Source organism: Kitasatospora sp. NPDC094015 (assembly GCF_040304075.1).
Classification (GTDB): domain Bacteria; phylum Actinomycetota; class Actinomycetes; order Streptomycetales; family Streptomycetaceae; genus Kitasatospora.
In genome coordinates, this window is the sequence record NZ_JBEOUL010000003.1 from 42813 (window position 1) to 67348 (window position 24536).

21 protein-coding genes are annotated in these 24536 nt (G+C 73.4%); 9 read left to right on the plus strand and 12 right to left on the minus strand.

The window, feature by feature from the left end; all coding sequences use genetic code 11:
• Nucleotides 1-155 precede the first annotated feature (155 nt).
• Nucleotides 156-371, minus strand: a complete 216-nt coding sequence (locus ABT014_RS04500) for a hypothetical protein (protein ID WP_350637022.1) — start codon at nucleotides 369-371, stop codon at nucleotides 156-158.
• Between the two features lie 217 nt (nucleotides 372-588).
• Between ABT014_RS04500 and ABT014_RS04505 the strand changes: the two genes are divergently transcribed.
• From ABT014_RS04505 to ABT014_RS04520, 4 genes are all read left to right on the plus strand, one after another.
• On the plus strand, nucleotides 589-3558 hold the full coding sequence (locus ABT014_RS04505; protein WP_350637024.1) for an AfsR/SARP family transcriptional regulator: 2970 nt from the start codon (nucleotides 589-591) through the stop codon (nucleotides 3556-3558).
• Between the two features lie 518 nt (nucleotides 3559-4076).
• Nucleotides 4077-4763, plus strand: a complete 687-nt coding sequence (locus ABT014_RS04510) for a class I SAM-dependent DNA methyltransferase (protein WP_350637472.1) — start codon at nucleotides 4077-4079, stop codon at nucleotides 4761-4763.
• A gap of 39 nt (nucleotides 4764-4802) precedes the next feature.
• Nucleotides 4803-6659, plus strand: coding sequence for a SpoIIE family protein phosphatase (locus ABT014_RS04515; protein ID WP_350637026.1), 1857 nt, complete (start codon nucleotides 4803-4805; stop codon nucleotides 6657-6659).
• 404 nt (nucleotides 6660-7063) lie between these two features.
• Nucleotides 7064-7558: a hypothetical protein gene (locus tag ABT014_RS04520; protein WP_350637028.1), complete on the plus strand. Its 495-nt coding sequence runs from the start codon at nucleotides 7064-7066 to the stop codon at nucleotides 7556-7558.
• Here the strand turns inward: ABT014_RS04520 and ABT014_RS04525 are convergent.
• From ABT014_RS04525 to ABT014_RS04535, 3 genes are read right to left on the minus strand one after another with little or no spacing between them, the layout of a single operon-like run.
• On the minus strand, nucleotides 7541-8275 hold the full coding sequence (locus ABT014_RS04525) for an HNH endonuclease (RefSeq protein ID WP_350637031.1): 735 nt from the start codon (nucleotides 8273-8275) through the stop codon (nucleotides 7541-7543). The two genes, ABT014_RS04520 and ABT014_RS04525, sit on opposite strands and share 18 nt — an antisense overlap.
• Nucleotides 8272-9372 (minus strand): AAA family ATPase, encoded by a 1101-nt coding sequence (locus ABT014_RS04530; protein ID WP_350637033.1) that lies wholly within the window; start codon nucleotides 9370-9372, stop codon nucleotides 8272-8274. Before ABT014_RS04530 ends, ABT014_RS04525 begins: the two co-directional genes overlap by 4 nt.
• A 46-nt stretch (nucleotides 9373-9418) precedes the next feature.
• Nucleotides 9419-10369 (minus strand): LysR substrate-binding domain-containing protein, encoded by a 951-nt coding sequence (locus ABT014_RS04535; RefSeq protein WP_350637035.1) that lies wholly within the window; start codon nucleotides 10367-10369, stop codon nucleotides 9419-9421.
• 199 nt (nucleotides 10370-10568) lie between these two features.
• Here ABT014_RS04535 and ABT014_RS04540 point away from each other — a divergent pair, with 199 nt between their 5' ends.
• A complete protein-coding gene (locus tag ABT014_RS04540; protein ID WP_350637037.1) occupies nucleotides 10569-11120 on the plus strand; it encodes a peroxiredoxin in 552 nt (183 codons plus the stop codon).
• A gap of 3 nt (nucleotides 11121-11123) precedes the next feature.
• On the plus strand, nucleotides 11124-11660 hold the full coding sequence (locus tag ABT014_RS04545; RefSeq protein WP_350637038.1) for an alkyl hydroperoxide reductase: 537 nt from the start codon (nucleotides 11124-11126) through the stop codon (nucleotides 11658-11660).
• A 125-nt stretch (nucleotides 11661-11785) separates the two neighbouring features.
• On the opposite strand, the gene ABT014_RS04550 is transcribed toward ABT014_RS04545, so the two are convergent.
• From ABT014_RS04550 to ABT014_RS04565, 4 genes are all read right to left on the minus strand, one after another.
• Nucleotides 11786-13246, minus strand: a complete 1461-nt coding sequence (locus ABT014_RS04550; RefSeq protein ID WP_350637039.1) for an AI-2E family transporter — start codon at nucleotides 13244-13246, stop codon at nucleotides 11786-11788.
• A gap of 424 nt (nucleotides 13247-13670) precedes the next feature.
• The gene (locus ABT014_RS04555; protein WP_350637041.1) at nucleotides 13671-14363 is read right to left on the minus strand and encodes an aggregation-promoting factor C-terminal-like domain-containing protein; all 693 of its coding nucleotides are present in this window, start codon (nucleotides 14361-14363) and stop codon (nucleotides 13671-13673) included.
• Between the two features lie 452 nt (nucleotides 14364-14815).
• Nucleotides 14816-16150 (minus strand): RNA 5'-3' helicase PhoH2, encoded by a 1335-nt coding sequence (gene phoH2, locus ABT014_RS04560; protein WP_350637043.1) that lies wholly within the window; start codon nucleotides 16148-16150, stop codon nucleotides 14816-14818.
• Nucleotides 16151-16470: 320 nt separating this feature from the next.
• Nucleotides 16471-17265 (minus strand): isoprenyl transferase, encoded by a 795-nt coding sequence (locus ABT014_RS04565; protein WP_350637473.1) that lies wholly within the window; start codon nucleotides 17263-17265, stop codon nucleotides 16471-16473.
• A gap of 369 nt (nucleotides 17266-17634) precedes the next feature.
• On the opposite strand from ABT014_RS04565, the gene ABT014_RS04570 reads away from it, so the two are divergent.
• Complete coding sequence (locus ABT014_RS04570) at nucleotides 17635-19218, plus strand: chitinase (RefSeq protein ID WP_350637045.1); 1584 nt, start codon at nucleotides 17635-17637, stop codon at nucleotides 19216-19218.
• Between the two features lie 179 nt (nucleotides 19219-19397).
• Here the strand turns inward: ABT014_RS04570 and ABT014_RS04575 are convergent, their stop codons facing one another.
• From ABT014_RS04575 to ABT014_RS04585, 3 genes are all read right to left on the minus strand, one after another.
• Nucleotides 19398-21023, minus strand: a complete 1626-nt coding sequence (locus ABT014_RS04575) for a hypothetical protein (protein ID WP_350637047.1) — start codon at nucleotides 21021-21023, stop codon at nucleotides 19398-19400.
• 240 nt (nucleotides 21024-21263) lie between these two features.
• On the minus strand, nucleotides 21264-21593 hold the full coding sequence (locus tag ABT014_RS04580; protein ID WP_350637049.1) for a hypothetical protein: 330 nt from the start codon (nucleotides 21591-21593) through the stop codon (nucleotides 21264-21266).
• A gap of 6 nt (nucleotides 21594-21599) precedes the next feature.
• Nucleotides 21600-21740 carry a hypothetical protein gene (locus ABT014_RS04585; protein ID WP_350637051.1) on the minus strand — a complete coding sequence of 47 codons (141 nt, stop codon included), beginning with the start codon at nucleotides 21738-21740 and terminating at the stop codon, nucleotides 21600-21602.
• Between the two features lie 400 nt (nucleotides 21741-22140).
• Between ABT014_RS04585 and ABT014_RS04590 the strand changes: the two genes are divergently transcribed.
• On the plus strand, nucleotides 22141-23115 hold the full coding sequence (locus tag ABT014_RS04590; RefSeq protein ID WP_350637053.1) for a LuxR C-terminal-related transcriptional regulator: 975 nt from the start codon (nucleotides 22141-22143) through the stop codon (nucleotides 23113-23115).
• Nucleotides 23116-23172: 57 nt separating this feature from the next.
• Nucleotides 23173-23748: a hypothetical protein gene (locus ABT014_RS04595; RefSeq protein ID WP_350637055.1), complete on the plus strand. Its 576-nt coding sequence runs from the start codon at nucleotides 23173-23175 to the stop codon at nucleotides 23746-23748.
• 32 nt (nucleotides 23749-23780) lie between these two features.
• Here the strand turns inward: ABT014_RS04595 and ABT014_RS04600 are convergent, their stop codons facing one another.
• A complete protein-coding gene (locus ABT014_RS04600) occupies nucleotides 23781-24518 on the minus strand; it encodes a prepilin peptidase (protein ID WP_350637057.1) in 738 nt (245 codons plus the stop codon).
• Between the last annotated feature and the right edge of the window lie 18 nt (nucleotides 24519-24536).

A 24536-nucleotide genomic window follows, 5' to 3' on the forward strand; every position in this document is an offset into this window, starting at 1 on the left:
AGCAGGCACCGTCGCTCCGCGGAGCAACGAACAGAGCCGCTCCGCGGAGTGAGCGGAGCAGCAGGCGGCCGAGACGGACCGATCCCTGCCGGATGGTCGGCAGGGATCGGGTTTCGGCCGAACCGTGACCTGGTCACGGTCGGGTCGGGGGCGGCTCAGGGGTGGTTGGTGATGCTGCCGAGCGGCTCGAAGACCTCGCCCGGCCCCTTCTTGTCCACGGCCGGAACGACGGCCGGCTCGCCTGCGGGCTCCTCGTCGAGTCCCTCCAGGACGTCGAGGATCGGCTGGGCGTCCACGGCAGGCAGGATGTGCTCGGAGGGTGAGGTCTCGGCGACTGCCGGGGCGGTGGCCGTGGTCTCGTTGTCAGCCATGGGAATGACCGCCTTTCAGGTTTTGGGTTCTCCTCGTCCCGACCTCGGCGGCCAGGGCGCCCGGACAGTATCCTAGGGGCCGTTAAATGTCCTATAAACACTCCGAAGCCTGTCCTCTTCTCCAACGTTTGCGCGCTTCGCCTTAGGCTGGCGCCTCACCGTTGACCGGCGAGCAGCATGCTCCGGGACAGCATCGGCAAGGCCATCGGGGGAATTCATGGAGCATCAGGAGAGGCCGCACGCCCACGCGTTGCGCTTCCAGGTGCTCGGTCCGGTCCAGGCGTGGCGGGACGACGTGCCGCTCTCGCTCGGGTCGCCGCAGCAGCAAGCGGTACTGGTCGCCCTGCTCCTCAGCAACGGCAGGCCGGTCACCACCCAGGAACTGGTGGACGGCCTATGGGGTGATCGCCCCCCGCCGCAGGCCGTGGCCGCGCTGCGCACCTACATCTCACGTCTTCGCAACGTCATCGAGCCCCACCGCGAGGTCCGCAGACCGGCGGAGATCCTGGTCTCGGTGAGCGACGGATACGCACTGCGGATTCAGCCGAAATCATTCGATCTACCGATATTTGACGGCATGTTCGCGGATGCCACGGCGGCCCGCGCGGCCGGGCAGTTTCGCAGTTCGCACAGCCTGCTGGTCTCCGCACTCGCACTCTGGAGCGGACGCCCGCTCGCGGGTATACCGGGACAATTCGCCGAGGCCCAGCGGAGCCGGTTGGGCGAACGCCGGGTGACCGCCGAGGAGGAGCGCTACGCCGCGGCGCTCGAGGTCGGTCTGCACGCGGAAGTGGTCGCCGAGCTCAGCTCCCTCGCCGCCGAGCACCCCCTGCGGGAACGGCTGCGGGAGCTGTTGATGCTCGCGCTCTACCGGTGCGGCCGCCAGGCGGAGTCGCTCGGCGTCTACGCGGACACCCGCAAGCTGCTGATCGATGAACTCGGGGTCGAGCCCGGCTCCGGACTCGCCGGGATGCAGGCCCGGATCCTGGCCGCCGACCCGGCACTGATGCCGACCGCCCTCGCCGAGCCGAGGTACGAGCCGGACGAGAGCTCCACCTTCACCCCGCCGGCCCAACTCCCGGCCGACGTATCGGACTTCAGCGGTAGGTCCGAATTGGTCGACGAGCTCCAGGACGTCCTGAGCAGCGGGTCGGGCCAGGCCGTGGTGGTCACCTCGCTGGCCGGCATCGGCGGGGTCGGCAAGACCACGCTGGCGGTCCACGTCGCGCACCGGCTGCGCACCGAGTTCCCGGACGGCCAGCTCTACGTGGACCTGCGCGGCACCGGCGCCGCGCCGGCCGACCCGGCCGCGGTGCTCGGCGACTTCCTCTACGCGCTCGGCGCCGCCGAGGCACCGGACTCGCTCGACCAGCGCGCCGCCATGTACCGGTCGCTGCTCGCGGAGCGGCGGATGCTCATCCTGCTCGACAACGCCCGGGACGCGCTCCAGCTCAGCCCGCTCATCCCGGGGGTGTCCGGCAGTGCCGTGCTGGTCACCAGCCGCTCGCGGCTGGCCGGGATCCCCGGTGCCCACCTGGTGGATGTCGAGGAGCTGTCCCCGGCCGAGGCGCTCGCGCTGTTCTCCGCCATCGTGGGCGAGCGACGGGTGGCCGCCGAGCCCGAGGCGGCGCTCGCCGTCGTCACCGCGTGCGGCTTCCTGCCGCTCGCCGTGCGGATCGCCGCGGCCCGTCTGGCCAGCCGTCCGCGGTGGAGCGTGTCGGACCTCGCACGGCGGTTAGCGGACCAGCGGCGTCGTCTCCACGAGCTGCAGCTGGGGAACCTCGCGGTGGAGACCACCATCGGCCTCGGCTACGGGCAGCTGCGGACCGAGGAGGCCCGGGCGTTCCGCCTGCTCTCCCTGGTCGACGCGCCGGACCTGCCGCTCCCCGCGGTCGCCGCCCTGCTCGGTACCGACGAGCAGCGGGCCGAGAGCGTGGCGGAGGCGCTGGTCGAGGCCAACATGCTGGAGTGCTTCACGCCCGGTCGCTACCGGTACCACGATCTGCTCCGGCTCTTCGCCCAGCGCCAGAACGAGCTCACCGGCGGCGACCAACAGGCCGCGCTGGTCAGGCTGCTGGACCTGGTGCTCGCCACGCTGCGCAACGCCGCCCACGCCATCGAGCCGGACGACCTGCTCCCGGAGCCCCTGCACCCGAGCAGCTCGAACGGGCTGCGCTTCGAGGACAGCCGGGCCGCCCAGACCTGGCTGCGGGCCGAGGTCTCCCTGGTGCTGAGTGCGGTGGAGGCCGCCGTGCAGGACCAGCGCGAGCTGCTCCGCCCCGCGGTCGACCTCCTCCTCGTACTCAACACCTTGGTCGAGGACCCGACGTACGGTCAGCGGATCCGGGTGGCGCTCAGGACCGCCGACGAGAACCCGGGCTCCAAGCAGGACACCGGGGTGCTGGCCCGGATCCGTTTCGCCCAGGGCTTCCTCCAGCACGTGGCCGGCGAGTTCCAGCACGCGGAGGGTTCGCTGCGGGAGAGCCTGGAGCTGCTGCCCGCGGACGACACCACGCAGCTCAGGAGTTCGGTCGCCAACCTGCTCGCGGTGGTGCTGAGCCTGGGCGACCGCTCCGCCGAGGCGTTGCCGTTCTTCGAGCAGGCGCACGCGATCAGCCGCCGGCTGGGCGCCGCGATCGGCGAGGCACGGCTGCTGGGCAACATCGCCCGGGCCCAGCTCGGCCTCGGCCGGCACGAGGCGGCGGTCCTGTCCGCCCGGACCGCCGTCGAGGCCGCCCGCACGTCCGGCAACGCCCCCTGCCTGGCGGACACCCTCTATCAGCTGGGCGTGGTGCTGAGGTCGACCGGATCACCGGGGGAGGCCGCCGAACACCTCCGCGAGGCGCACCAGCTCTACCAGGCCCAGCAGCACCGGATCTGGGAGGCGTACTCACTCGCCCGGCTCGCGGCCTGCCTGATCGGTGACGCGCAGTACCCGGAGGCCGCGGAGGCCGCCGAGGAGTCGCTGTCCATCGCGCAGGAGATCGATGCCGCGTACTGCCAGGGCCTCGCCAACGCGGCCCTGGGCGAGGCGCTCCTGAAGCTCGGTCAGCCCGCGCGTGGGCTGGCGTGTCTTCAGGAGGCGCACTCGGTCTTCACGCGGCTCGGTGTGCCCGAGGCTCTCCCCGTGCAGAGCCTCATCGACGCGCAGCAGCACACCGAGCCCTTCCCACCCCCCGCGCCGTGACCCGTCCCCCGGCGGGTCGTCCCCCCAGCGTCCGCGTTCCCGCAGCCCCCCGGCTGCGGGAACGCTCGGCGCTTCCCCGGCGCTGCACCGAACTCTGCCAGGGCTCGATTGACATTCGATAAACGGCCGGGCACCCCGGCGTCCTCGCAGGTCAGCGGGGGCGGCGCGCGCGCCATGCGGCGTGCGGGCCACTGTCGCACCACCCCGCCCCGCACCCGAATGCTTCCGGCACCGGGGCGAATTCACCCTACCGGCCACGAGTTGGCCAAAAAGGGACCCCATGGCGCAGTGATCACGCATATTCTCGAAGGCCGGTGCACACACCGCCGGTCCGCGCGCGGGCCGGTACGAAGCTGTGGAGACGGGGAGCGTGACGGCCGCCGGGGGCAGGGCAGTCGGCCGGTCGGCGGCCAGGGTGGAAAGGTGCCTTGCGAATCGTGACGACCGGACAGATATCCGACCCCGCCCAGGGCCACGGCCCCTCCGCCACCACCCCTGAGGCCCGCGCGCACGCGCGAATGTGCCGCCGCCGCGCCGAACGCGCGCTGCAGGCGCTGGCCTTCGACTCGATCGGCGCCCGCTACAACGAGGCGTTCCCGGCCAAATCGGGCCAGCTGGAGTGCGGCGAGTGGCTGCTGCGCGAGCTGGAGCCCGGCGCCCGGGTGCTGGACATCGGCTGCGGCACCGGCGAGCCGCCCCTGCGCCAACTGGCCGACGGCGGGCTGGACGTGACCGCGGCCGACCTCTCGGACGGCATGCTGGGGCTGGCCCGCCGGGCCGTGCCGCAGGCCTCGTTCCACCGGATCGACCTGTACGACCTGGCCACCCCGCAGGCCGTCCGGGCCTGGGGCGTGCCGGAGCTGGGCCCCGCCGCGGCCGGGAGCTTCGCCGCGGCCACCGCGTTCTTCTCGCTGATCCTGCTCCCGCAGAACGAGATCCCGCCGGTGCTCGGCCGGATCCGCGACCTGCTCCGTCCCGGCGGGCTGCTGGCGCTCGGCATGGTGGAGGCGGACCTGGACCACGTCCCGCTCCCGTTCCTCGGTCACGAGCTGCGGATCAGCGGTTACCTGCGGGAGGAACTCGCCCGCACCCTGGCGGGGGCCGGCTTCTCGGTGGAGTCCGGTTCCGGCCACCCGTACGCGCCGGCCAGCACCACCCTGCCCCCCGAGGAACAGCTGTTCCTGCGGTGCCGGCGAGTCAGCTGACCAGTCCCTCCTCCTCGACACCTCCAGAACGGGCGGCCCGTGCGCGACCAACTCACCCCCAGGGCGGCGCAGCCGCCGGCCGTTCCCGTCCAGCGGCACCCACCACCACCCGAACACCCGGACGGGGCACCCGAACCCCCGCAGGGCCCGCCCGAACCCGTACCGGGCCGGGCCGCCGACGGACCGGGCCCGGACAGCACGGACGGCACGGACACCACGGACGGCGCGGGCGGGGCCGACCGGCTGCGGCTGGCCGAGCGGCTCGCCTACCTGGACGGCGCGGCCCGCCGGATCAACAGCTCGCTCGACCTGCCGGCCACCCTGCGCGACCTGGGCCGGGTGCTGGTGCCCGCGCTGGCGGACGCGGCCGTGGTGCTGCTCCGCGATCCGCTGCCCGACGTGGAGCGCGACCCCGGGGCGCCCGCCGCGCTGCTCGTCCACCACACCGCCGGCACCCGGCTCGGCCGCGGCGGCGGCCCCCGCCCGGTCGGCCCGCACGGCCCGCTCGCGCGGGCGCTGGCCCGCCCCGCGACCGCCGGCCCGGTGGTGCTCACCGGTCCGGACCCGGCCCGCCGGCACCCGCTGCTGGCCGAACTGGTCGGCGCCCGGGCGCTCGGCCGGCTGCGGCCCGGTACGGCGCTGCTGGCCCTGCCGCTGCGCGGCCGCCGGGCCGTCCTCGGCATGCTGCTGCTGATCCGCCGCCCGGTGGACGACGAACCGGCCCGCTACGACGCCGCCGACACCGCCACCGCGAGCCATCTCGCCACCCAGGCCGGGATCGCCGTGGACACCGCCCTGCGGTACTCCCGGGAGTGGGAGATCGCCGACGAGCTGCAGCGCTCGATGCTGCCGACCCACCTGCCCCAGCCGCACGGGGTCCGGCTGGCGCACCGCTACCTGCCCGGCGAGAGCGGCGCCCAGGTCGGCGGCGACTGGTACGACTCGATCCCGCTGCCCGGCAACCGGGTGGCGCTGATCGTCGGCGACGTGATGGGCCACTCGCTCACCTCCGCGGCGATCATGGGCCAGCTGCGCACCAGCGCCCAGACCCTGGCCGGCCTCGACCTGCCGCCGCACGAGGTGCTGTACCACCTCGACGAGCAGGCCCAGCGGCTCGGCCACGAACAGCACCTGGCCACCTGCGTGTACGCGGTCTACGACCCGATCGCCAACCGGGTGGTGCTGGCCAACGCCGGCCACGTGCCGCCGGTGCTGGTCCAGCCGGACGGCCGCAGCGAGCTGCTGGACCTGCCCGCCGGGGCGCCGATCGGCGTCGGCGGGGTGGACTTCTCCTCGGTGGAGCTGCCCGCACCGCCCGGCTCGGCCCTGCTGCTGTTCACCGACGGTCTGGTGGAGACCCGGCGGCGCCCGCTGACCACCGGCCTGGAGCTGCTGCGCAGCCGGCTCGCCGGCGCCCACCGGCACTCCCCCGAGCACCTCTGCCAGGAGGCCCTGCGGATCCTGCCGGCCGGCGACCGCGGCGACGACATCGCGCTGCTCGCGGCCGCCTTCGACGGCATCCCGGCCGAGGACGTGGCCTACTGGTTCCTCCAGCCGCGCCACGAGACGCCCAGCCGGGCCCGCCGGCTGGCCTCGCACGCGCTGCGGCGGTGGGGGCTGGAGGGGCTGGCGGAGAGCACCGAACTGATGGTCAGCGAGCTGGTGACCAACGCGATCCAGCACGCCACCCGACCGGTCACGCTCCGGCTGGTGCGCACCTCGCTGCTGCGGTGCGAGGTCGGCGACGACAACGCCGCGCTGCCGCGCCCGCGCCGGGCCGGGCCCCAGGACGAGCGCGGGCGCGGGCTGCAGATCGTGGCCCGGTGCGCGGACCGCTGGGGCGCGACCCGGCTGGGCGCCGGGAAGGTCGTCTGGTTCGAGCAGCGGCTGCCGTAGCCGGGGCCACCCCGCGACCGGGCAGGCTCTCGGGGCTCGCGGGGGGCGTGCGGCCCCCGCACGCGCCGGGGCGGGCAGGCGCGAAGCGGTACGACGGGGTGGTGCGCTGACGGTGTGTCCGCGACCCTCCGCCATCCGGCGCCCCCGGCGCGCGTTTCCTGGCCGGCGCGGTGCAGATTCCGCCCCGAGGGGTATTGACCAGGTACCGATCCGGTACGAACCGACGCCCGTGCACCGCCCCGCCCCGGTGCACCGGCGGGCGACGTGGAGCCCCGAGCACTGGAGCCAGCGTGAGCCGTGCAGCCGACGCATCCGACGGGGCCGGCTCCGGCGAGCCGCCCGCCCCCTGCCCCCACCTCCCCCGCCCGGCGCATCACCCGTGCCCCGAGCACGCCGGGTGCGCCGTGCCCCCCGGGCCGGCGCCGCACCACCCCCCGGCCGACCACCACGAGCACCACGACCACGGCGGTCACCACGAGTACCACGACCATCACGAGCATCACGAGCACGCCGGTCACCACGAGCACGGCGAGCGGGCCGACGCCGACGCCGCGCACGTGGCCGTCCACCTCGGTCTCACCACCGGTCTGAGCATCGAGGCCGAGATGCACACCGCCGCCCCGACCGGGCCGCTGCTGCCGGCGGCCTTCGCCGTCCTGGTGGTGAGCCTCGCGCACCTGTGCCTCGGGGTGGGGATGGCCGCGGCCGCCGTCTGGGCCGGCGCCCCGGACTACCTCTGCCTGCTGGCCGGCGCGGCCGGGCTGGGTGCGGCGTGGCTGCTCACCCGCAACACCCTGCGGGCGGCCGGGACGGTCCCGATGCCGCCCGCCCCGGTGGAGCCACCGGCGGCCACGCCGGCGGAACCGGAGGACGGTCGGGGTTCAGCCGAACTCCCTTGATACCTTCGCCAGTTGCTCCAGCGCGAGCAACACCTCCGGCCCGAGCACGGCCGCGGCCAGCTCCGGGCGGTGCCGCAGCCGCAGCACCGCCCGGAGCACATCGGCGTTGTGGAGCAGCCGCAGCGCGTCCAGGTACTCCCCGGCCTGGGCCGCGGCGCCCGCCAGGTGGCTGCGGTGCCAGCCCTGGACCACCGCCTTGACCACCGTGAACATCATCCGCCGGCCGCGCACCAGCTCCGCCCGGGCATTCAGCGCGAACACGTCGATGGTCGCCTCGCCCTTCGCGGTCAGCGGGTCGTACGCGCCGGACTCCAGGTAGAGCAGCAGGTGGTCGGCCGGGTCCTCGCGGGACGGGTCGACCAGCAGGTGGTCACCGGTGACCGGGTCGCAGGGGAAGCGGTCGCGCTTGTGGTTGCTGTTGCAGTGGGCGCAGGCGAGCAGGTGGTTCTGCCAGTCGAAGGTGCGCAGCGGGGCCCGGGCGATCGGCTCGAAGTGGTCGATGTCGGTGCCGAGGTTGTCCCCGCAGTACATGCACCGCTCCAGGCCCGGGGCCATCTGGCGGAGCATCAGCCGCAGCTGGGCCTTGGGCTGGCGGGCGCCCCGCCAGGCGGCGCGGCCGGTCGCGGTGCTCGGCCCGTTCGTGCGGATCGCCTCGGTGCGGCGGGTGAGTTCGGCCAGCAGTGCGGGGCGCAGCGGCGGCCGCTGGAGCGGGATCACCGGTCCCGGCCGAGCAGGCGGGCGGTGGCCTCGTCGGCCCGCGCGGTCAGCGAACTGTTGAGCTTGGCGCCGAGCTCCCGGTACTCGGCGAGTTCGGCGGCCGAGGCGTCCCCGGCGTAGAGCTTGCGCTCCAGGCGCACCAGCAGGCGGCGCTCGGCCTCCGCGTTCGCCGAGTAGGCGCTGGCGAGGCCGAACAGTTCGGAGAGCGCGGTGTCGTCGCCGCTGCCGTACAGGACCCGCTGGTGCAGGTCCTCGCCGAGCAGGCGCGGCGGGACGGCCTCCTCCTCGGGGCCGGCCAGCCGGATCAGCGCGCCGGGGTCGGCGGCCTGGCAGACGTACGGGCTGTGGGTCGCGACGATGAACTGGACCTGCGGGAAGTGCGTGGTGAGCCAGCCACCGACGCGCTGCTGCCAGGCCGGGTGCAGGTGGAGGTCGATGTCGTCGATCAGCACGGTGGCGCGGACCGGGAGGGTGGGGCGGCCGTCCACCACCTCCGGCCTGGTCCGGCGGGTGAGCGTGGCCAGGTCGGCGACCAGGGCGGCGAGGCGGGCGATGCCGTCGCCGAGTTCGGCGAGCGGCAGGGCGAGGCCGGCGCGGCGCACCCACGGGCCGTCGCGGTCGCCGGCGCCCGGCCCGTCGAGGTCGCCGGCACCCTGCCCGGCCGGCCCGGGGGGCTCCAGCCGCCAGCCGTCCGGCAACAGACCGTCCTCGACCAGCGCGGCGGCGGGTCCGTGGATGGTGGCGGGCGCCGGGCGGGCGCCGGGGCCGAAGTAGCGGTGCCGGGCGGAGAGCGGGCCGGTCCGTTCGGCCCTCGGCGCGGCGTCGCCGGTGCGGGTGATCCGCCAGGCCGCTCCCCCGTTCAGTTCCACCGCGCCGGCCGGGCTGCCGGCAGCCAGCCAGCGCTCCGCCGGCACCGCCGGGTGGGCACCCAGCGCGAGCGCGACGGCCTGCAGCAACGTGGTCTTGCCGGAGCCGTTGGGCCCGGCCAGGACCGTCCAGCCGGCCGCGGTGCCGTCCGGCCGGGCGAGATCGAGGTCGACCTCGCGCGGACCGTTGAAGCACTTCAGGCCGGACACCTTGATCCGGGAGACGTCCACGGCACCCCCTCAGGCTCGAACCACCGTTCCAGGTATGCCCGGTGGATCACTCCACGATGCGCACCGGGAGCTCCCGCAACACCTCGCGCAGCTCGTCGGCGAAACGGTCGTACTCGGCGGAGCGGGCCGATCCGGCCCGGGTGGCCAGGCCGATCCGCCGGCCGGGCGCCGGGGCGGCGAAGCGGACGGCGGCGAGCCGGTCGGTGCGGCCCGCCTCCACGTCCAGGGCGGTGGCGGGCAGCAGGGTGACCCCGAGGCCGCCGGCCACCAGCTGCACCAGGGTGGAGAGACCGGCGGCCCGGGTGGAGCCGCCCCGGGGGTCGGCGCCGATCTCCCGGCAGATGTCGAGCGCCTGGTCGCGCAGGCAGTGGCCCTCCTCCAGCAGCAGCACGTCCAGGTCCAGCAGCACGTCCCGGGGGACGTCCGCCCGCCCGGCCAGCTCGTGGTCGGGCGGGGTGACCAGCACGAAGTCCTCGTCGAAGAGCGGGATGTCCCTGGTCGCCGCCGAACCGCCGGCGGGCAGCGCCAGCAGCAGCAGGTCCAGCCGGCCGGCGGCCAGCCCCTCCAGCAGTGCGGGGGTGCGCTCCTCGTGGACGTGCAGCTCCAGATCCGGGTAGCGGTCGCGGACCAGCCGGAGCACCACCGGCAGCAGGTAGGGGGCGACGGTCGGGATCACCCCGAGCTGGAGGGGTCCGGTGAACGGGCGGCGGGCCGCCTCCACCTCCTCGGTCAGCGCGTGCAGCGAGGACAGCACCCGGCGCGCGTGCCCCGCGACGCGCTCCCCCAGCGGGGTGATGATGACCTTCCGTGTCGTACGCTCCACCAGCTGCGCCCCGAGCGCCTCCTCCAGCGCGGCCACCGCCCCGGACAGCGCGGGCTGGCTGGCGCCGATCGCCGCCGCGGCGTCCCGGAAGTGCCGGTGCTCGGCCACCGCCAGGAAGGACCGCAGCTGCGCGACGGTGGGGGCGCGGGGCGGGCGCGCTGTGGCGGTCGACACACCGGCGTCAGGTTTACGGGAGCGGTCCGTGCGGTTGGCGGGGCGTTGAGTACTGATAGCTCTCTCCGATCAGATGCATCGAGTGTAGCTATTTCCCTGATCAGTGCCCGCTGTGTAACCCTGGATCTCGTCCGAATCCGTCGAATCATAGGCAGATCGGACGAAATTCCCTCGATTTCTCACACCAGGAGAAGTGAACGTGCTCACGATCGGTGACAAGTTCCCGGAGTTCGACCTCAAGGCCTGCGTGGACCTCGACGCCGCGAGCGCCTTCGCCGACATCGACCACAAGACCTACGAGGGCAAGTGGAAGATCGTCTTCTTCTGGCCGATGGACTTCACGTTCGTCTGCCCGACCGAGATCGCCGCGTTCGGCAAGCTGAACGAGGAGTTCGCCGACCGTGACGCGCAGATCCTCGGCGTCTCCGGCGACTCGGAGTTCGTCCACCACGCCTGGCGCAAGGACCACAAGGACCTGCGCGACCTGCCCTTCCCGATGCTCGCCGACATCAAGCACGAGCTGATGCAGGCCTGTGGCGTCGAGGCCGAGGACGGCACCGCCCAGCGCGCCGTCTTCATCGTGGACCCGAACAACGAGATCCAGTTCGTCATGGTGACCGCCGGCTCCGTCGGCCGTAACCCCAAGGAGGTCCTGCGGGTGCTGGACGCCCTGCAGACCGACGAGCTGTGCCCCTGCAACTGGACCAAGGGCGAGGACACCCTCGACGCCCAGGCCCTGCTGGCCGGCTGACCCATGGCCCTCGACGAACTGAAGGCCGCCCTCCCGGACTACGCCAAGGACCTCAAGCTCAACCTGAGCGCGGTCATCGGCAACTCCGACCTCCCCGCCCAGCAGCTCTGGGGCACGGTGCTGGCCTGCGCGATGGCCACCCGCTCCCCCGCCGTGCTGCGCGAGCTGGAGCCCGAGGCCAAGGCGAACCTCAAGCCGGAGGCGTACAACGCCGCCAAGGGCGCCGCCGCCGTCATGGGGATGAACAACGTCTACTACCGGACGCTGCACCTGCTCTCCGACAAGGAGTACAGCAGCATGCGGGCCGGCCTGCGGATGAACATCATCGGCACCCCGGGCGTCGAGAAGGCCGACTTCGAGCTGTGGTGCTTCGCGGTCTCCGCGATCAACGGCTGCGGCCAGTGCCTCGACTCGCACGAGGCCGTGCTGCGCAAGGCCGGTGTCGAGCGCGAGGTCGTCCAGGCCTCGATGAAGATCGCCGCGGTGCTGCAGGCGGTGGCCGCGACCCTCGACTCCGAGGCCGTGCTCGCCGCACTCTGAGCCACCCCGGCTCGCACCAGCTCGTACGACCGAGGGGCCCTGCCGGACGGCAGGGCCCCTCGGTCGTACCCGGACGGTGACGCCGGGACGGCGCCGCTCGGACAGTGACGCGCGGACGGTGACGCTCAGACGGTGGCGGCGGACGGGTCGGCCGCGGCGGCGCGCTCGGCCTCCGCCGCCTCGCGGGCGGCCTCCAGCGCCACGAAGACCTCCAGGCCCGCCGCGTTGCGCCGGCGCAGGTGCCCGACCACGGTGTTGGTGACGGCGATCAGCGGCACCGCCACGATCGCCCCCGCGATCCCGCCGACGATCGAGCCGGCCGCGACCCCGAGCACCACGCCCAGGGGGTGGACCCGGACCGCCCGGCCGAGGATCAGCGGCTGCAGCACGTGTCCCTCGATCTGCTGCACCGCGACCAGCACCACCAGCACCATCAGCGCGGTGAACGGATTGACCGTCACCATCGCGATCAGCACCGCGATCGTCCCGGTGACCAGCGCGCCGACCAGCGGCACGAAGGCGCCCAGGAAGATGATCACGGCCAGCGGCATCGCCAGCGGCACGCCCAGCAGCTGGATCCCGATGCCGATGCAGAGCGCGTCGATGAAGGCCACGAAGACCGTGCCGCGCACGTACGCGGTCAGCGTGGCCCAGGCCTTCGGGCCGGCCCCCGCCATCGCGTACCGGGACCGGCTGGGCAGGCCGCGCAGCGCCCAGCCCCAGATCCGGGCGCCGTCGTAGAGCAGGAAGAAGGTGGTGAAGGCCGCCAGCACCACCCCGGTCAGCACCTCGACCGCGATGGTGACGCCGGTGAAGCCGGCCGAGGTGATCTGCTCCGAGTTGGTGCCGATCGCGGTGGAGATCTGCCGGGCGAAGTCCTCGATCTGCTGCTGGGTCAGGTGCAGGGGGCCGTCCACCAGCCAGTCCCGGAGCTGGTTGACGCCGGCCTGGACCTTGCCGGTCACCGACTCCAGATTGGTGCTCACCTGCCAGACCACGAACCAGCCGACCAGGCCGATGCCGGCCAGCCCGCTGAGGAAGGTGCCGGCCGCCGCGAGCGAGCGCGGCACCCCGTGCCGCCGCAGCCAGGAGACCGTGGGCTCCAGCAGCGCCGAGATCAGCAGCGCGGCGAGCACCGCGAAGGCGACCAGCCGCAGCATGTCGACCACCCGGAACAGCACGTACAGCGCCACCCCGAGCAGCAGCAGCCGCCAGGTCGACTCGGCGGCCACCCGCAGACCCCACGGCACCGCCTCGACGGGGGTCGCAGGCCGGCCCGGCGGGAAGGCGCGGACCTGGGCGGACCTGGACACCGGCCCGGCCGGACGGGGCGCCGGGATGCGCCCGCCGTCCTCGGTCGCCGGTTCGGCCGCGGCCGCATCGACCGCGGGGTCGGCCGGCGCCAGCACGTGGTGGGCCGGCTCCAGCGTCCGCAGCTCGCCGAGCGCGGCCGCCGCCACCAGGGCGGCCTCGGCGGCGGCCTCGGCCGCGGCGGCCCGGCGCCGGCGCTCGACCGCCGCCAGCACGCCGGCGGTCACCGCGCCGGCCTTGGCCAGCGCCTTCCACGCCTTCGAGTCCCGCGCCATCCGTGCTCCCCTGTTCCCCGCTCGGTCACCGCACCGCAGGTCCGGCCACGGGCGTCCGGGACGACGCTACCCGGCCGGGGCGCCGGTGGTGCGCGGGGCCCGGATTACGTTCCGGTCGGACGCCCCCTCGAAACCGGCTCGAACAGGTACGAACTGTCTGGTTTCATACCAAGCAGACGGGGGAGGAGACCGAATAACCACGACCAACTGTCCGCGGACCGGCCGGGGCCGGAGACACCAGGACCCTCTCCGTGCTCCCCGCGTCCGCACCAGGACCGCACCGCCCGCGAGCGCACTGGTCAGCGCCGCCCGGGCGGCGCGGCCCGCCTTCGAGCCGCGGCCCCGCGGCACGGCGAGAGCCCCCGACCGTCTCCGGTCGGGGGCTCTCGAGGTACGCGGGCCGGCAGGGGTGCCGGCGGAGCGACTAGTACCAGTGGTGCGACTGCCAGAACGACCAGGCGCCGCAGGGGCTGCCGTAGCGGTCGTTCATGTAGTTCAGGCCCCACTTGATCTGGGTCGCGGGGTTGGTGCGCCAGTCGGCGCCCGCCGAGGCCATCTTCGACCCGGGCAGCGCCTGGACCAGGCCGTACGCGCCGGAGGAAGCATTGGTGGCGGTGTAGTTCCAGCCGCTCTCGCGCTTCACGATCTGGCTGAAGCACTGGAACTGCGCGTCGTCGCCGATGATCTGGAGCGCCATGTCCTGGACGGAGCCCGGGCTGACGGCGGCCAGCGCAGTGCGTGCCTTGTCGCGGTTGGCGGCCTCTTCGTCCGCCTTGCGCTTGGCGTCGGCGGCATCGGCGGCGGCCTTGGCGGCCTTCTCCGCGTCGGCCTTGGCCTGCGCGTCGGCAGCGGCCTTCTGGCGCGCGGCCTCCTCGGCGGCCTTCTTGGCCGCGGCGTCGGCCGACACCTGCTGGGCGGTCGCCTGGCGGCCGAAGTTGTCGCTGACGGTCTGCGCCTGGTCACCCGAGGGAATGTCGGCGAGCAGCGTGGCGCTCGCGACATCGACCGTCGTGACGGCCTTGCCCTCGCTGCCAGAGGCCGCGCCGACGACGGCACCGACTGCGGTGACCGCGGTGGCGGAGGCCACGGCGACTCCCCGGACCGAGATCCGAGTCACATGGTTTCCTTCCAGCGTCGCCCGCGCGTGACCGTGCGGACGCAATCTGCCCCTTGGCGCTGGCCTCCACCCCTGCTCTGGTCACGGGAGGCACTGGCCCGGCGCCGGCCCGAGAAGCTCGGAACGACGAACAGATCGGGCGGCGTACGACTCATCGGTGTTCAGTTTTCCGCTCGACAACCGGAGTTGCCGAACGCGTTCGGGCCGTACGCGGGGCCTGACAGAACCCTCACCATGCCGCACCGGGCCGCGTCTACGCAATTCCCGTCTGCGTGGCGCATCTCACAATCTTGGCGGCGGCCGGTTTGGCCGATCGATGGACAAGGGGCAGTCAGATGTGGTGGCGGACAAGGGGCCTGCCGCTCGGCGGCAGGCCCCTTCATGGCGGATTGTCCGATTTCATCCAGGCGACTTGCCCGCGCCCGGGACGCCCGCGGGGGCGCCCGGTCGGCTCACGGCTGGACGTCCTCCAGCATCTCGGTGACCAGCGCGGCGATCGGCGAACGCTCGGATCTGGTCAACGTGATGTGTGCGAACAGCGGGTGGCCCTTCAGCTTCTCGACCACCGCGACCACGCCGTCGTACCGGCCCACCCGGAGGTTGTCGCGCTGGGCGACGTCGTGGGTGAGCACCACCCGGGAGCCCTGGCCGATCCGGGAGAGCACCGTCAGCAGCACGTTGCGCTCCAGGGACTGGGCCTCGTCCACGATCACGAAGGCGTCGTGCAGGGAGCGCCCGCGGATGTGGGTCAGCGGCAGCACCTCCAGCATGCCCCGGGCGATCACCTCCTCGATCACGTCCGGGGTCGTGACGGCGGAGAGGGTGTCGAAGACCGCCTGCGCCCAGGGGCTCATCTTCTCCGCCTCGGAGCCGGGCAGGTACCCGAGCTCCTGGCCACCGACGGCGTACAGCGGGCGGAACACCATCACCTTGCGGTGCTGCTGACGCTCCAGCACCGCCTCCAGCCCGGCGCACAGCGCCAGCGCGGACTTGCCGGTACCGGCCCGGCCGCCCATCGAGACGATGCCGACCTCCTGGTCGAGCAGGACGTCCAGGGCGATCCGCTGCTCGGCGCTGCGGCCGCGCAGGCCGAACGCCTCGCGGTCGCCGCGCACCAGCCGCACCCGCCCGTCCTGGGTCACCCGGCCGAGCGCGCGCCCGCGCTCGGAGGTCAGCACCAGACCGGTGTGCACCGGGAGCGCCTCCGCCCCCTCGACCTCGACCGCGACGTCGTGGCCCGCGCCGAACAGCGCGTCCACCTGGTCGCCGGAGACCTGGAGCTCGGCCATCCCCGTCCACCCGGACGTGATCGCCAGCTCGGCCCGGTACTCCTCGGCGAGCAGGCCCACCGAGGACGCCTTGATCCGCAGCGGCAGGTCCTTGGAGACGACGGTGACGTCGTACCCCTCCGCCTGGAGGTTGCGGGCCACGGCCAGGATCCGGGTGTCGGCCTCGCCGCCGCCCGCCCGGTAGCCCGCGGGGAGGATCGACGGGTCCGAGTGGTTCAGCTCGACCCGGATGCTGCCGCCGAGCTCCCCGACCGGGATCGGCTCGTCGAGGCGCCCGAAGCGCACCCGGAAGTCGTCCAGCAGGCGCAGCGCCTGACGGGCGAAGTAGCCCAGCTCGGGGTGGTGCCGCTTGGCCTCCAGCTCGGTGACCACCACCACCGGGAGCACGACCTCGTGCTCCTCGAAGCGCGTCATGGCGAGGGGGTCTGCCAGGAGCACGCTGGTGTCGAGTACGTACGTCCGCCGGTCTGGTGTCCGGCGGCTCTTGGAACTGACCACTAGGCCTCCAGAGCGGATGACCCAGCGTCACCCGCGGCTCACCGGTCCCCGCGACCCCGGTGGCCGGGGTACCGGTCTTGACTGGTTCTATTCCCAGGGTCGGCGTGTCGCATGCCCGCCGGAAGGAACGGCGGGATCACAAATGATGAACGTTTGCCGTGCTGGCCTGCGGGTATTCAGATTGACCGGCTGTCAGGGACCCCCGGTCGGACGTATCCGACCGACCGCCGCAGGGGCCGCCGGAGGCGGTTGCGGGCCGACCGGAAGCCGCCGCGGGACGGCCCGAGCGGCGGCGCCCGGGGTGCGCCCGGGCCGCCCGGTCAGAGCCCGAGCCGCCGGTTCCGCAGCTGGTAGTCACGCAGCGCCCGCAGGAAGTCGACCTTGCGGAACGCCGGCCAGTAGGCCTCGCAGAAGTAGAACTCGCTGTGCGCGCTCTGCCAGAGCAGGAAGCCGGACAGGCGCTGCTCGCCCGAGGTGCGGATGATCAGGTCCGGGTCGGGCTGGCCGGTGGTGTAGAGGTGCTCGGCGATGTGCTCGACGGAGAGGATCTCGGCCAGCTCCTCGATCGAGGTGCCGCGGCCGGCGTGGTCCTGGAGCAGCGAGCGGACCGCGTCGGCGATCTCGTGCCGGCCGCCGTAGCCGACCGCCACGTTGACCGTGACGCCGTGGACGTGCGCGGTGGCCTGGGCGGCCTGCTTGAGGGTGTCCGCGGTGTGCTGCGGCAGCAGGTCGAGCGCGCCGACCGGGTTGACCTTCCAGCGGCCGTCGGCGGCGAGCCGGCGGACGGTGTCCTCGATGATCCCGAGCAGCGGCACCAGTTCGTCGGCCGGCCGGGAGAGGTTGTCGGTGGAGAGCATCCAGAGGGTGACCACCTGGACGTGGGTCTCGCCGCACCAGCCGAGGAACTCGCTGATCTTGTCGGCGCCGCGCTGGTGGCCGTCGGCCGTGGTCCCGCCGGTCGCCTTCGCCCAGCGGCGGTTGCCGTCGAGGATCACGCCGATGTGGTTCGGGGTGGTGGCGAGGTGCACCTCGACCCGGCGCCCGTACAGCCGGTACGCGTTGTCCAACAGGGTGCGTAGCCCTGGCGTGCGCTCGACCACGTCGCGCAGACCCATGTCGTACTGCCCCTCCGAGCTCATGACCCCCGGGTGCGAAATCCCCCGCGCAGCCTACTCCGGTGCCGTGCGCCGGAGTAAAGCCGCAGGTACCGAAGGTGTCACGAGCACGTCCCGGAACGGTTCGGATGCGTTTGGTCACGCTCACGTCAAGGTCGGACACGGAAAGGTGTCCGCTTCCTTAAACGACCCCTAAGCCTGCCGCCGGGTCCTTGACGCCCGGCATTGGTCTAGTCCAGCTTGTGACCCAGGACACGGCGGACCCCACCCGCCGTCCCCCACAGCACCTCTGCGGACCTTCCCTCCCCCACGCGGAGCCGCCGCGACCCCCACCGCGGCGGCTCCCCCTCCTCCCCCAGGAGTTCGCACATGGCCCGTACGCTGCAGCAGCCGTCCCACCGGCGCCGGCGCACCTCCGTCCCCACCGCCCTCGCCGCGGGCGCCACCGCACTCGCCCTCGCCGGTACCGGCATGGCCCTGTTCGCCGGCGGTGCCAGCGCGGCGGTGGGCAACCTGGTGGGCAACAGCGGCTTCGAGTCCGGCCTGTCCGGCTGGACCTGCGTCGGCACCGCCCAGGCCGGCGCCCCCGCGCACGCCGGCAGCGCCGCGCTGCGGGCCACGCCGAGCGCCTCGGACACCGCCGAGTGCCGCCAGACCGTCAGCGTGCTCCCCAACTCCAGCTACACGCTGGCCGGCTGGGTCCAGGGCCCGTACGTCTACCTGGGTGCCAGCGGGACGGGCGGCGCCGACCCGAGCACCTGGTCCAGCCAGAGCGACTGGAACCAGCTCAGCTCGACCTTCACCACCGGGGCGAGCACCACCAGCATCACCGTCTACGTGCACGGCTGGTACGGCCAGGGCGGTTACGGCGCGGACGACATCACCCTGACCGGTCCGGGCGGCACCTCCTCGCCCTCGCCCTCGGCGTCCTCCTCGGCCCCCGCCTCGCCGTCCCCGTCGGCGTCCAGCTCCGCCCCGGCCTCGCCCTCGCCGTCGGCCAGCAGCAGCCCGCCGTCCTCGCCGTCGCCGTCCCCGACCTCCACCGGCCCCACCACCGGTCTGCCCAAGCACGCGCTGACCGGCTACTGGCAGAACTTCGACAACGGCGCCACCGTCCAGCGGCTGCGCGACGTGCAGAGCGCGTACGACATCATCGCGGTCTCCTTCGCCGACGCCACCACGACGCCGGGCGGCATCAGCTTCACCCTGGACCCGGCGCTGGCCGGCAAGCTCGGGGGCTACAGCGCCGCCGACTTCAAGGCCGACATCGCGACCAAGCACGCGGCCGGCAAGAAGGTCGTGCTGTCGATCGGCGGCCAGAACGGCACCATCACGGTGAACAACGCCACGGCGGCCGCCAACTTCGCCAACTCCGCCTACGCGCTGATCCAGCAGTACGGCTTCGACGGCGTGGACATCGACCTGGAGAACGGCGTCGACCCCACCTACATGGCGCAGTCGCTGCACACCCTGCAGAGCAAGGTCGGCTCCGGCTTCATCCTCACCATGGCGCCCGAGACCATCGGGATGTACTCGACCTCCGGCAACTACTTCCAGCTCGCGCTGAACACCAAGGACATCCTGACCGTCGTCAACACCCAGTTCTACAACTCGGGCGGCATGAACGGCTGCGACGGCAAGGTCTACACCCAGGGCACCGTCGACTTCATCACCGCCCAGGTCTGCACCCACATCCAGGGCGGCCTGCGCCCGGACCAGGTCGGCATCGGCGTCCCGGCCTCCAGCCGCGCGGCGGGCGGCGGCTACGTCAACTCGACCGTGGTCAACAACGCGCTGGACTGCCTGGCCGCCGGCACCCACTGCGGCAGCTTCGTCCCGCCGGCCAAGTGGCCGACCATCCGCGGTGCGATGACCTGGTCGACCAACTGGGACGCCGCCAACGGCAACGACTTCTCCACCAACGTGGGTGCGCACGCCCACGCCATGCCGTAACTCCCCCCGGCGCGCCTCCCCTCGAGGGTGGGGCGGACCGCGCCGCACCGGAGCCCGCCCGAAGCCGCGACCCCGGCCCCGGGCGGGCTCCGGCCGTTGCGCGCCCGGAGCGACAACGCCGCGCCGACAACGCCCGCGCCGCCCGGTCCGACGGACCGGGCGGCGCGGGGCGGGGCCGACTACTGGGTGACGGTGGGGAGCTTGGCGGTGAGCGCGGTCGGGACGGTGACCACGTCGGAGAAGCTGTACTTGCCGGGGCCGAACTGGTCGGCGGTCATCGCCTTCTTGCTGCCGCCGTTGGTGACCATCCAGACGGTGTTGCTGTCGGGCGACACCAGCATGGTGCCGTCGCTCGGGGCCGGCTTGGCCATGGCGCCGTGCAGCCAGGTGCCGGGGACGCCCATCAGCGACTGCTTGTCGTAGCCGAGACCGGTGAAGTCGGCGTAGCTCAGCGGGATCGCCGCGCCGCCCACCATGACGGCGACGGTCGGGTCGGCGCCGGTGACCTCCTTGACCACGGTGCCGTTCTTCAGCGGCTTGGCGACGGTGCCCTGCAGCCAGGTCTCCGGGACACCCATCAGGGTCTGCGTGTTGTAGCCGTCGGCGGTCCACTCGGCACCGGTGATCGGCAGCGCCGAGCCGTTGATCATCACGTAGACCGAGGAGTCGGTGCCGCCCTGGCCCTTGACCAGCAGGCCGGCGGGCAGCGTCCCCTGCTTGGCCGAGGCCAGCCAGCCGCCGGGGACGGCCAGGTCGGGACGGACGTTGTAGCCGTCCGCGTTCCACTCCGCGCCGGAGATCGGCAGCGCCACGCCGCCGACCACCACGAAGCGGTCCGCGCCGCCCGCCTCGTCGTGCACCACCGTGCCGGCCGGCAGCGAGTTCTGCCGGGCGTTCTGCAGCCAGGCGGTCGGGACGCCCATGTCCGGGCGGGTGTTGTAGCCGTTCGCGTTCCACTCGGAGCCGGCGATCGGCAGGGCCGCGCCGCCGACGATCAGGAAGCGGTCCGCGCCACCGGCCATGTCGTGCACCACGGTGCCGTCGGCCGGCGCGGTCGGCAGGGCGTTGAACCCGGCCTCGTCGACGGTGACCACCTTGCTCAGGTCGTACCCGTCGGGGGCGACGTCGGACCCGGCCACCGACAGGCCGGCCCCACCGATCATGACCTTGACCGTCGGGCTGTTGGCGGACTTGACCAGCGTCCCGCTGGGGAGACCGGACGGGTTCGGGTACGACTGGGAGCCGGACGAGTCGACGATCCGGTTGTAGCGGAAGCCGACGTAGTTGGCGGAGTTGAGGTAGCCGCGGCTGTAGGTCTTCTTGGCGGCGTTGGTGCCCCAGGTCGACTCGGTGTAGATGTTCGCGGAGGTGTGGGCGCCGTCGACCCAGCCGGCGAAGAGGATCACGTGGGTGTCGAACTCGCCGGTGGAGGGGTTGTAGCGGTCGAGCGCGTCGCCCGGCTTGAGCTCGTCGAAGCTGCCGAGCCGGGTGGAGACGCCCGGCAGCGTCCAGGTGGTCTCGCTGCGGCCGAGGTGCCAGGACATCGAGACGTAGCCGGAGCAGTCCGAGCGGTACGAGCCGTTGCTGTCCACCCACGGGTGGCCGCCGTCCTGGCTGTACGGAACGCCCTCGTCGACCCAGGACTGGGCGCGGGCCAGCACCTCGGTACGGGAGATCTGCCCGTTGACGGCGGAGCTGCCGACGGCGTGGGCCGCGGTGCTCGCGGCGAGCGAGCCGGTGAGGGCGGAGGTGGCGATGGCGGCGGCGAGGACGAGGCGGGAAACGCGGACGGACTTGGCGGACATGGCTGGTCTCCTGGGCGTGGGCATGCGGAAGGAAGGTCGGGTGCAGCGACGGGCTGCGGAGGTTCGGTGGCGCGCTGTCGGCGGACGGCTGCCCTGCAGGAGCAGCGGTCGGGTGCCGGACGGTCCGCACGGGGCAGGGCCGGGCGCGACGAGGTCGGGGCGGTGGCCCGGGCGGGATGTGCGAGAAGCGGTACGGCGGCGGGTCGGAGCGCGGTGCGCGGCGGGTCGGAGCCCGGCAGGTCAGTGCGCGGTGCGCGGCCCGGGTGCCGGGGGCAGCAGGTCCGCCGCCGGCGGCAGGTACCGGCGTTGCAGCAACGGCGAGGCGCGGTGGCTGCGGTGGAGGAGTTCGGCGGCCTGGCGTTCGGCGCCGGGGGCGGGTTCACCGGTGGGGCGGAGGAAGAGCAGCAGGTCGACCCGTTCCGGTGTGATCCGGCTGCTGGCGTGCTCCAGCCGGTCCTCGGGGGTGGCGTGCACCCACAGGACGTCCACCACCTCGGCCCCTTCGTTCGGGCCCGGCTCCGCTTCGACCGTCGGGCTACGGCGGGTCAGCGAGGTGTAGACGATGTCCATCCCGGCTCAGCCCCACTCGGCGCTGGCCACGGTGACGGTGCCGGCGGAGGGGCTGTCGATGGCTGCGGCAGCGGCGGCGGGCAGGACGGCGGCGACGAGGGCGACGACGGCGACCGCGGCGGTCTTGGCGAGGCGGGTGCGGATCATGGTGGTGGGTCCTGTTCCGGAGAAGGGTCGGCTGGGCTGTCCTGTACCGGTCGTGCGCCCCGCGGTGGCGCTTCGTCCGGTGCCTTTCGGGCTGTTCCCTGCTGGCAATGAACAGCTTCGTCGCTGATCAACCCCACCGGAAGGTCTTCCCGGCGTCCCGAACCGGCCTGTCCGCTTGCGGACACCCGGGCATGCTCACGTCACTCAAGGGGGGCCGCGAAAGCCCTCGTTCCACTCTTCGCGGGGGCGCCGGCCGGGCCTTCGCACTTCCCCGTCGGCCGGTGTCCCGCAGTGTCCCTTGTGCCCGATATTTGATCTTGATGGCCGGGGCGGGCGACTGCGATCATGACCCGGTGAGCAGCGGCGGGGGAGCCGCGCCACCACACGGGGGAGAGAGACGATGCTGGAAGCACTCGGGCTGAGTACCACGTCAGGGGCCGTTTACCAGGCGATGCTGGACCATCCGGGCCACGGCGTCGACCAGCTCGCCGAGCACTGCGGCCTGACCGCGAGCCAGGTCCACGACAGCCTGGACGACCTGGCGGCGCTGATGCTGGTGCGCGCCTCCAGCGAGCACCCCGGGCGGATGCGCGCCGTCACCCCCGAGATCGGTCTCACCGACATGCTGGCCAGGCAGGAGGCCGACCTCGCCGCCCGCCAGGCCCAGCTCGCCGCCTCCCGCGCCACCGTCACCCGGCTGGTCGCCGAACGGGCCGACATCCGCACCGACCACGGCGAGCGCCTCTGGGGCATGGACGCCATCCAGGGCCGGCTGGAACAGATGGGCCGGTCCGCGACCGCCGAGTGCCTGGGCGTCCACCCGGGCGCCACCGCCCGCGTCGAGGACCTCGCCGCCGCACGGGACGTCAACTCCGGGATCCTGGGGCGCGGTGTCAGCATCCGGACGCTCTACCAGGACGCGGTCCGCAACGACCCCGGCCGCACCGCCTTCGCCCACTGGCTGCTCAGCAGCGGCGGCGAGGTGCGCACCGCCCCGGTGATACCCCAGCGCCTGGTCGTCTTCGACCGCGCCCAGGCCATGGTGCCGATCGACCCGACCGACACCCGCAAGGGCGCACTGCACGTCACCGAGCCCGGCATCGTCAGCGCGCTCGTGGACCTGTTCGAGCAGGCCTGGGCCACCGCCGTCCCGCTCGGCGCGACCCGTGCCGAGGACCCGGTCACCGGCCTCGCCGACGTCGAGCGCGAGCTGCTGCGCCTGCTGGGCACCGGCCTGACCGACGACGCCGCCGGCCAGCGCCTGAGCCTGTCCGCCCGCACCGTGCGGCGCCACATGGCCTCGATCATGGAGCGGCTCAACGCCAGCAGCCGGTTCGAGGCCGGCATCAAGGCCGCCCAGAAGGGCTGGCTCTAGCGACTGCCCGGCACCGGACGGGGCGGTGCGCTGCCCGAAGGACCACGAGGGGACACCTTGATCTCGGACTACCAGCAGCACCTGCGAGAGCGCTTCCTGTCCGTCCCCGAGACTCCGCCGCCCGCTCCCTGGCGTCCCGTCCTGGACCGGCGAACTCCGGTGGGCGGACTGCTCGGGATCGGATTCGCCGTCGCACCCGACAACGGCAACGACCTCGTCATGGTGGTCTCCGTCGACGGCCACGGGCTCTTCGACGCCGTCAGCGGAGAAAAGATCGCCCGGAACCGGGATCCCGACCCCGACGACAGCACCCCGGACGCGGTGCCGGACCTCTCCTGCCCCGGGCTCGGCCCCGTCGCCGCGACGCGGGTACGGATCGCGGGACTGCACGGAGGGGGCCTGCACACCACCACCCTCGACGGCTGGACCCTGGAGGTCATCAGCCCCGAGTGGCCGAACCACCGCGTTCTGCTGTCCACCGACGGTGGGATGCCGCACGCGGGCCCGTACGCCGACCGCTGGTGGCACATCTTCGACTCCGACCGCTCCGAGTTGCGGGCCGCCGGCTTCTCACCGTCGGGGCGCACTCTCGCCGTCGCCACCAGCAGCGACCTCACGCTCTGGACCCGCTGAACAGGGCTGCCGGGCCCGTGTTCACGCAGGACTCAGGCGAGCAGCAGGGCCAGGAGGGCGCCGGCGATCATGAACGGGCCGAAGGCGATGGACGCCTTGCGGCCGGCGCGCCCGGCCAGCAGGAGGAGAACCGCGTAGCCGCCGCCGAGCAGGAACGCCAGCACGGTGCCCTGGAACACGGCCGTCCAGCTGTGCCAGGCCAGCACGCTGCCCAGGGCCAGGGCCAGCTTCGCGTCGCCCAGGCCCATCGAGGCCGGGCTGGCCAGGGCGGAGCCGAAGTAGACGGCGGCAAGGGCGAGTCCGCCGAGCAGGGCCCGGATCCACGGGCCCCAGCCCTGGCCGTCCGCGGCGGCGGCGAGGGCCAGCAGCACCAGGGTCAGCAGGTGGGCGGGGAGGGTCAGCAGGTCGGGCAACCGGTGCACGGCCAGGTCGACCAGGGCCAGCGCGGTGCAGAGGGTGAACAGGGTCGCCGTCGTGAGCAGCTCCCAGCCCGAGCCGGCCGTCAGGGCGAGGCAGCCGACCACCGCCGCGGTCACCAGCTCCGGGACGAGCGGTGGGCTGCCGAGCCGCGCGGCGCACCCCGGGCAGCGGTACGGCAGCACGGCCGCCGCGGCGAACCGGCGCGCGGGCAGCACCCGGCGGGCGCAGGCCGGGCAGGAGTGCCGCCCGGGTTCGCCGTCGGCGACCGACAGGTGGAAGACCAGCCCGCGCTGGCCGGCGCCGAGCAGGGCCCCGACGGCCGCCATGGCGATGGTCCAGGGAAGTGTCATCAGGATCCCCCTCGGTGA